The sequence below is a fragment of the Methylobacterium sp. A52T genome (assembly GCF_053346095.1).
This window is the reverse complement of record NZ_JBKFBI010000216.1, coordinates 1-6241: the sequence shown is the minus strand read 5'-3', so window position 1 is coordinate 6241 and position 6241 is coordinate 1. Positions and strand designations below refer to the sequence as shown.

The 6241-nt window shown below is 72.2% G+C and carries 6 protein-coding genes; 1 reads left to right on the top strand and 5 read right to left on the bottom strand.

Annotated features, from left to right (window positions below; genetic code table 11):
* The 5 genes from ACLBYE_RS28970 to ACLBYE_RS28950 form a co-directional block, all read right to left on the bottom strand.
* On the bottom strand, positions 1-345 hold a 345-nt coding region (locus ACLBYE_RS28970), incomplete at its 3' end, for a translation initiation factor IF-2 associated domain-containing protein (RefSeq protein WP_447696804.1).
* A gap of 76 nt (positions 346-421) precedes the next feature.
* Positions 422-1144 carry an RNA-binding protein gene (locus ACLBYE_RS28965; RefSeq protein ID WP_447696803.1) on the bottom strand — a complete coding sequence of 241 codons (723 nt, stop codon included), beginning with the start codon at positions 1142-1144 and terminating at the stop codon, positions 422-424.
* Positions 1145-1169: 25 nt separating this feature from the next.
* Positions 1170-2795, bottom strand: coding sequence for a transcription termination factor NusA (gene nusA, locus ACLBYE_RS28960; RefSeq protein WP_447696802.1), 1626 nt, complete (start codon positions 2793-2795; stop codon positions 1170-1172).
* A gap of 64 nt (positions 2796-2859) precedes the next feature.
* The gene (rimP, locus tag ACLBYE_RS28955) at positions 2860-3621 is read right to left on the bottom strand and encodes a ribosome maturation factor RimP (protein WP_447696801.1); all 762 of its coding nucleotides are present in this window, start codon (positions 3619-3621) and stop codon (positions 2860-2862) included.
* Between the two features lie 295 nt (positions 3622-3916).
* A complete protein-coding gene (locus ACLBYE_RS28950; RefSeq protein WP_447696800.1) occupies positions 3917-4927 on the bottom strand; it encodes an aldo/keto reductase in 1011 nt (336 codons plus the stop codon).
* Positions 4928-5134: 207 nt separating this feature from the next.
* Between ACLBYE_RS28950 and ACLBYE_RS28945 the strand changes: the two genes are divergently transcribed.
* The gene (locus tag ACLBYE_RS28945; protein ID WP_447696799.1) at positions 5135-6076 is read left to right on the top strand and encodes a sulfite oxidase heme-binding subunit YedZ; all 942 of its coding nucleotides are present in this window, start codon (positions 5135-5137) and stop codon (positions 6074-6076) included.
* Positions 6077-6241 lie beyond the last annotated feature (165 nt).

Sequence of the window (6241 nt, the reverse complement as noted above, 5' to 3'; positions counted from 1 at the left end):
GGCCTCGCGGCGCTGCGCGTCGGCGAGGGCGGCGGCGCGGGCCGCACTCTCCTGCTCGCTCAGGGTGCGCAGGACGACCCCCGAAGCGGCACGCTGCGCCGGGCGCGGGGCCGGCGCCGTCGGCGCGGGGGCCGCCGGGCGCGGGGCGGGTGCGGGTTCACGGGCAGGGGCAGCCGGCGCCGCACCGATGACGCGGCGCTTCACCGTCTCGACCACGACCTGCTTGGAGCGGCCATGGGAGAAGCTCTGACGCACGGTGCCCGCCTCGATCGGCCGCTTGAGGCCGAGCGGCTTCGGGGCAGTCCGGTTCAGAGTCTTGTCGCCCGGGTTGTTCGTATCGCTCATTCAGCCTGAACCCTGAGGGTTTCCATCGTCCCGTGAACCGACACCCGGTGGCGCCGGTCAAAATAGTCCTGCGTCGTCAACGTGAGGCTTCGTCGATCCCGCCGATTCGGGCTGGATCGGGCTCCCCGGTCGCCGCGGCGGCGCCCTCGAAGGAGCGTAGCCGACGCCAACGCGACAGGCAGCCGGCGGCTCCGGCTCCTGCGACGAGCGCAGCGTGTATCACATGATCCCGACCTAAGGCCATGTCCAATTCGTCCTCGGACAGGTCATCGATGATCGGGATCCTTGACATGGCGTCACCGTGGCGCCTGTGCAAGGCCGACGCGATCTTGCGCCGGCCGTCCGGGCTCGCCTCGGCGGCGTGGATCACCGCGATCGCGCCGGGCTGGCCGCCGATCGCGGCCTCGACCTTCGAGAAGCCCGCGACCACGCAGCCCGCCTTGTTGGCCATGGCGATGGCCTGCCGCAGGTCGTCCCGCAGCCCGGCGGCGATCCGGTCCGGCAGGTCGGGGGCGGCCGGGGTCGGCCCCTTGAACGCCCGCGAGAACAGGTTCTTCCGCACCGCGGTCGCGACCGCCTCGCGCCGGGCGCTGATCCAGGCGCCGCGGCCCGGGAGCTTGGCGCGCAGGTCGGGCACGACGCTGCCGTCCGGCCCGCGCACGAACCGGATCATCGCGTCCGGCGCCTGGACGACGCGCGTGACGATGCAGGTCCGCTCGGGCAAGCGGCGGCCGGGGCCGGCATCGAGCCCCCCGGCATCCGGCCCGTCCTCGGGCAGGGTCGTGTCGACCGCGACCATCGCGCCTCCGCCGCCGGCGCCCGTCTCAGGCCTCGGCCTGCGCGGGGGCGGCCTCTTCGCCCTCGGCCACCTCGGCACCCTCCTCGGCCTCCGGCTCCGGCAGGGCCTCGATCCAGCCGGCCTTCAGGCGGGCGGCCATGATCAGCGCCTCGGCCTCGGCGCGGGACAGGTCGAACCCGTCGAGGTAGCCGGCGTGGCGCACGGCCTCGGGTCCGCGGCCCTCCGTGTAGCCGACGAGGTCGTCGGTGGCGCAGCCCGCCAGATCCTCGACGGTCTTCACGTCGTTCTCGCCGAGGGCGACCATCATGGGCGTGGTGATGCCCTCGATCTCGCGCAGCTCGTCGGCGACGCCGAGTTCGGTGCGGCGGGCGTCGTGCGCCTGCTCGATCCGGGCGAGGTGATCCTGGGCGCGGGCCTGGATCTCGGTGCCGGTCTCCTCGTCGAGACCCTGGATGCCCGAGAGCTCCTGGATGTCGACGTAGGCGATCTCCTCGACGTTGCGGAAGCCTTCCGCGGCGAGCAGCTGGCCGACGGTCTCGTCGACGTCGAGCGCCTCCATGAATACCTGGGTCCGCTCAGCGAACTCCTTCTGGCGGCGCTCCGATTCCTCGGCCTCGGTCAGGATGTCGATGTCCCAGCCGGTGAGCTGCGAGGCGAGGCGCACGTTCTGGCCGCGGCGGCCGATCGCCAGCGACAGCTGGTCGTCCGGCACCACCACCTCGATGCGGTCGGCCTCCTCGTCGAGCACCACCTTCACCACCTCGGCGGGCTGGAGCGCGTTGACGATGAAGGTCGCCTCGTCCTCCGACCACGGGATGATGTCGATCTTCTCGCCCTGAAGCTCGCCGACGACCGCCTGCACGCGCGAGCCGCGCATGCCGACGCAGGCGCCGACCGGGTCGATGCTGCCGTCGCGGGAGATCACCGCGATCTTGGCGCGGGAGCCCGGATCGCGGGCCACCGCCTTCACCTCGACGATGCCGTCGTAGATCTCCGGCACTTCCTGGCCGAACAGCTTGGCCATGAACTGCGGGTGCGAGCGCGACAGGAAGATCTGCGGGCCGCGCACTTCCGAGCGCACGTCGAACAGGTAGGAGCGGATCCGGTCGCCCGGCCGGAAGGTCTCGCGCGGGATCATCTCGTCCCGGCGCACGATGCCCTCGCCGCGGCCGAGATCGACGATCACGTTGCCGTACTCGACGCGCTTCACGATGCCGTTGAGGATCTCGCCGATGCGGTCCTTGTACTCGTCGAACTGGCGGGCGCGCTCGGCGTCGCGCACCTTCTGGACAATGACCTGCTTGGCCGACTGCGCGGCCACGCGGCCGAAATCGAAGGGCGGCAGCGTGTCGGAGATGACGTCGCCGACCAGCGCGCCCGGGTTGTAGCGGCGGGCCTGGTCGAGGGTGATCTCGCGGGCGTCGTTCTCCACCTGGTCGACGACCAGGAGGTGGCGCGAGAGGCGCAGCGCCCCGGTCTTCGGGTCGATCTCGGCGTGAACGTCGGTCTCGGCGCCGTAGCGGGAGCGGGCGGCCTTGGCGATCGCCTCCTCCATCGCGTCGATCACGATGGAGCGGTCGATCACCTTCTCGCGGGCGACCGCGTCGGCGATCTGGAGGAGTTCGAGCCTGTTGGCGCTGACGACGGCCATCGGTGTCGGTCCTTCTCTTCCGTCAAATCTTCGGGCCGGCCGCCGGGCGGCCGACGCGGGGGTCTCAGTGCAGGGAGTCGCGGTCCTTGAGCCGGGACGCCTTGGTCACGATGGGCTTCTTCGGGCCGGTCCGGGCCTGCTTCTGGGGCTTGGCCGCGGGACTGGCCTTGCGGGGGCCCTTCGGCTGGAACGGTGCGCGCGCCAGCGGCGCGCTCTCCGCGGCCGCCTCCTCGTCCTCGGCCTCGTCGGCCTCGTCCGTGGCGGGAGGCCCGCCGCGGCGCAGCGACTCGCGGATCAACTCGTCGGTGAGGACGAGATGGGCCTCGGCGAGGTCCTTCAGCGGCAGGTCGATGCGGCTCGGCAGCCCTTCCTTCACGTCGGGCAGGTCGATCGGGACGGTCGCGCCCGTCGGGTCCGGCGCGCCGAGGATGCCGCGGAAGCGCTTGCGTCCGTCCAGCGGTGGGCTCAGCTCGACCTTGGCCTCGTAGCCCGCCCAGCGGGCGAAGTCGGAGACCCGCACCAGCGGCCGGTCGATCCCCGGCGAGGACACTTCGAGGTTGTAGGCGCCGCCCACCGGATCGTCGACGTCGAGGATCGGCGAGATCGCGCGGCTCACCGCCTCGCAATCGTCGATGGTGAAGGTGCCGTCCGGCCGCTCCGCCATGATCTGCACGGTGCAGCCGTTGACGTTGGACATCCGCACCCGGACCAGCCGGAAGCCGAGGCCCGCGAGCGGACCCTCGATCGCCTGCGCGACGCGCGCGGCGACTCCGGCCTCGCGGACGAGGCGCTTCTCGGACAGATCCGCTTCAATCTCGGACGACATGGGTGTTCAGCGCGCAACCTTCGCGGCGTTCTGCCTGGCCGCCCGCGGCGCGGGGCCTCGTGCGGCGAGAGGGTGTGCGGCGAAAAAAAAGAGCGGACCCGGTGGGGCCCACTCCCGAACCGCAGCCTCTCGACTGCCATCAGAACTGTTGAGAGCTAGATAGCGGCCCTCGGCCCGGAGCGCAAGGTGGATCCGCCGCGCCGCGCGCGCCCGCTGGTCCCGATCTCGGCCTCGTCCCGCGGTGCCTCCACGCTCGCACCCCGGGATGAGGGGTTCGGTCGGAGATCGCCTTTGCTCAGCCGCTGCGCGGCACCCGCCCCTCCAGCGGATAGGCCGGATCGTTGTAGCCCGGCGTCGTCGGATGCCCCGCGGCCACGAACCCGTCGACCAGCGCCTCGTCCTCCGAAGTGAAGGCGTAGTCGAGGGCGCCGAGATATTCCTGCCACTGCGCCTCCGTCCGCGGCCCGGCGATCACGCCCGTGACGAGCCGGTTGTTCAGCACCCAGGCGGTGGCGAACTGGCCGGCCGTGATGCCGCGGGCCTCGGCGTGCTCCCTCAGGGTCCGGGCGATGCGCAGGGATTCCGGGCGCCACTCGGTCTGCATCATCCGGGCGTCCTGGCGGCCGGCGCGCGACTCGGCCGGCGGCGGCGCGTCGGGGTCGTACTTGCCGGTGAGCACGCCGCGCGCGAGCGGCGAGTACGGCACGACGCCGAGCCCGAAATGCGCGCAGGCCGGCAGGTGCTCGGTCTCGGGCATCCGGTTGAAGGCGTTGTAGTACGGCTGGCTCACCACCGGCCGGTCGATCCCGGCCTCGTCGCAGAGCCGGCAGATCTCGGCGACCCGCCAGGAGCGGTGATTCGAGACGCCGAAATGGCGGATCTTGCCCGCCCGCACGAGGTCGGCGATCGCCCGGACCGTCTCGGCCAGAGGCGTGTCGTGGTCCTCCTTGTGGAGGTAGTAGATGTCGATGAAATCCGTGCCGAGGCGGCGCAGGCTGTCCTCGGCGGCCCTCATCACGTGGACCCGCGAGAGGCCGCGGTCGTTGACGCCTGGCCCGGTCGGGTTGGCGACCTTGGTGGCCAGGACCCAGGCGTCGCGCTCGGCCCTGATCGCCCGGCCGGTGATCTCCTCCGAGCGGCCCTCCGTGTAGACGTTGGCCGTGTCGATGAAGTTGATCCCGGCCTCCCGGGCGCTGGCGACGACGCGGCCGGCCGTGGCCTCGTCGGTGGGGCCGCCGAACATCATCGTGCCGAGACAGATCGGCGAGACCTTGAGGCCCGAGCGGCCGAGCGTGCGATACTGCATGGGATCCCTCCAACGTCCGTCGTCCCGCTATCTCGCCGCGGGAACGGCGCGGTCAACCACAACACAGGTCAACGCCGCCCTGTAACCCGCGAACGCCCGCGGCGAACCGACCCGTGACGGCACCGATGGCCCGGGCAGCCGTTCCCGCCGGTGGCCCGGGCCATCGGCGCGGCGCCGTCATCCACCGCGAAGCTTCCGTTCGGACCCATGATCGCTCGCTCGGCCGCCGCCCTCGGCATCCCCCTCCCCTGGCTCGACCGCGCCGGCCGCGTCTCCTGGCTGAAGCTCGCGGTGTTCGCGTGCTGCGTCGCGCCCGCGCTCTACCTCGCGGCCGCCTACCGGCTCGACGCCCTCGGGGCGAAACCGATCACCGCGCTGATCCACGCCACCGGCGAGTGGGCGGTGCGCTTCCTGCTCTTCTCGCTGGCGATCTCGCCGCTGCGCCGCCTCGCGGACTGGTCGAAGGTCCTCGTCGTGCGGCGCATGCTCGGCGTCACCGTGATGGCCTACGCGGTGGCCCACCTGACCCTCTACGCCGTCGACCAGAACCTGATCCTCACCAAGGTGATCTCGGAGATCGCGCTCCGGCTCTACCTGACGATCGGCTTCGTGGCCCTGATCGGCCTGATCGCCTTGGGGCTGACCTCCACGGACGCGGCGATCCGCAACCTCGGCCCGAACTGGAACCGCCTGCACCGCCTCACCTACACGATCGCCGTGGCGGCCCTGGTCCACTACTTCCTGCAGTCGAAGATCGACGTTACCGACCCGGTCTTCTCGGCGGGCCTGTTCCTGCTGCTGATGGGCTGGCGGGTGATGCGGCGCTTCCAGTGGCCGGAGCGGCCCTGGTCGCTCCTCCTCCTGGCGATCGTCGCCGGGCTCCTGACCGCGGGGCTGGAGGCCGCGTGGTACGGCCTCGCCAGCGGTGTGCCGGCCAACCTCGTCCTCGCCGCCAACCTGGACTTCTCCGGGCCGATCCGGCCGGCCTGGTGGGTGCTGGCCGTCGGCCTGTCGCTCCCGCTCGTGGCGCTCGTGCGCGGCCCGAAGGCCCCGGCACCGGGCAGGCGACCGGCCCAGGCGGCCCGCCGGGAGCCTATCCGGGACCCCGTCCGGGAGCCCGTCCGGGAGCCCTTGTCGCCGTCGGCCTGATGCCGCAGAACCCGCTCCCGGTCCTCCGCCGCCGGCGGCCCCGGGCCCAGCGGAGCTTACGAGACGCCATGCGCGGCACGCCTCTCCTGATCGCGGGCTTGCTCGCGCCGACCCTCGCCTTCGCGACACCCCCCGCGACCCAGGCCGCGAAGCCGGCCGCCAAGG

Coding starts and splice junctions, on each gene's coding strand:
- ACLBYE_RS28965 (WP_447696803.1), bottom strand. CDS start 1,144: ATGGTCGCGGTCGACACGACCCTGCCCGAGGACGGGCCGGATGCCGGG.
- nusA (WP_447696802.1), bottom strand. CDS start 2,795: ATGGCCGTCGTCAGCGCCAACAGGCTCGAACTCCTCCAGATCGCCGAC.
- rimP (WP_447696801.1), bottom strand. CDS start 3,621: ATGTCGTCCGAGATTGAAGCGGATCTGTCCGAGAAGCGCCTCGTCCGC.
- ACLBYE_RS28950 (WP_447696800.1), bottom strand. CDS start 4,927: ATGCAGTATCGCACGCTCGGCCGCTCGGGCCTCAAGGTCTCGCCGATC.
- ACLBYE_RS28945 (WP_447696799.1), top strand. CDS start 5,135: ATGATCGCTCGCTCGGCCGCCGCCCTCGGCATCCCCCTCCCCTGGCTC.